The organism is Flavobacterium columnare NBRC 100251 = ATCC 23463 (assembly GCF_002530675.1).
Taxonomy (GTDB): domain Bacteria; phylum Bacteroidota; class Bacteroidia; order Flavobacteriales; family Flavobacteriaceae; genus Flavobacterium; species Flavobacterium columnare.
The window spans coordinates 1-1,632 of sequence record NZ_PCMX01000171.1; the positions used below are offsets into that span (position 1 = coordinate 1).

Annotated in this window: 1 protein-coding gene and 1 pseudogene; both read right to left on the reverse strand. The window is 26.8% G+C overall.

Annotated features, from left to right (window positions below; all coding sequences use genetic code 11):
• Positions 1 to 136: 136 nt before the first annotated feature.
• Complete coding sequence (locus tag B0A78_RS14070; protein ID WP_014166016.1) at positions 137 to 1,108, reverse strand: hypothetical protein; 972 nt, start codon at positions 1,106 to 1,108, stop codon at positions 137 to 139.
• Between the two features lie 11 nt (positions 1,109 to 1,119).
• Positions 1,120 to 1,632 (reverse strand): annotated as a pseudogene (locus B0A78_RS14075) (hypothetical protein); the annotation flags it as partial.

The following is a 1,632-nucleotide window of genomic DNA, read 5'->3' on the forward strand; positions in this document are numbered from 1 at the left end:
GAAAAAAGTAATCGCCTTTTTCCTTAAAATTATATTGCAAGTTCGCTATCCAAACTAGGTCAGGATACACGAGCATTTGCAAACTAGGGTAAGTCTTATCTGCAAAATAGGCGCAGGTTTTCAAAGGCGATAATTTTTAATACACTTTAAACTCTGTTTCGCCCTCTGGAATGTAGAAATAACGATTTATAAAGAAAGGTCTTAAACCTTCTTGATTAACTTTAGCCCATAATGCAGTATTCCCTCTGTTTCTATAATCAGGATTTGTACTCATTAAAGCTACTAATTTACCATTTGCAAAAAACTCTAACTTATAATCTTTGAGGGGTTGCATTTCAAAAGTGTCATTTTTTACTAATGAAATAATGTTTTTCCAACTCTTATCTATTTGGTCTATATTTCTATAACTATTAATTGACAAATCATTTAAAGAATTATACATCAATCTTGCAATTCCATCTAAATCTTTATTGTTATATGTATCCCATACTTTTTGATATGATTTAATTAATTTAGTTTTTAATTCATCTGGGTTTATTTTGCTTAAATCTCTACCGTTACTAAAAACTGGTTTATGCTTATATGGCAGTTTTAAATCTATACTGAACTCTTCTTGAAAGTTCTTTTTTCCACTGCAAACAAAATTATCTTCTGAATATTTATCTGAAACTTTAATTTGGCTGGATGGTGTAATATGACTATAATATTTTTTTTCTTCATTAGTTTTTATTGCATCATACGATTCAAGTGCTAATTCCAGATAACTATTATCTGCCAAATACTCTTCTCCTTTTACAGGATATAATTTATATTTAATAATGATTTTTTTTGATTCAAACAAGAAAGGATTTAACTCAACAGCTGATGATACAGAGCTTTTGTTAAAAACCTTATGACAAATAATATCATCAATAAATAACTCATAATTACAATTATTACTTTCACAAGTCATAACATAGATAGGTTGTTCTTTGTAATTTTCTATATTTTTATTAATCTCTTTGACTATATTTTCGGAGTTAATATTTTCATTTTGCATAACAATTTCTTTTTTTTTACAACTTATGTTTAATATTATAGTTAGAATAGTTAAATATAAAATTTTCATAAAATTTAATTTTATTTGTTATTATGATTAAATAGGACAATCTTCATCATATCTATTTCAAAAGGCTCTAAAATAGTAAATGGTATAGGTTTTTTTCCTGTGTCATTTTCATATGTATCACCCAAAATATCACTTTGATAGCTAATTTCACCTTTATATTCCCCTTGAATACCTGAGAAATAAAATGTTGGGATAAAATATAAACCAGAATTATCATTTTTTACGTTACTACCATCATTATAGCCAAACCTTATTTTAAGCGCAACAGAACTTTTTAATTTTACGTCAAGTTTTGCATCGATTTTTTCTTGAAATTTATAAAATTCAAAGTCCCGTCGATATTTTAAATTGATTTTCGCATCAAACTTAATCTGAGGTTTCAATAATACTTCATTCTTATTTACAAAACCATTTTTTAATTGGTCAATAATAGTAAATTCTTTTGTTAGGGTATTTACAATAACATTATGCTCAAAACCTATTTCGCCTGTAACGACAATTTCACCAGTTACCTTTAGTCCTGC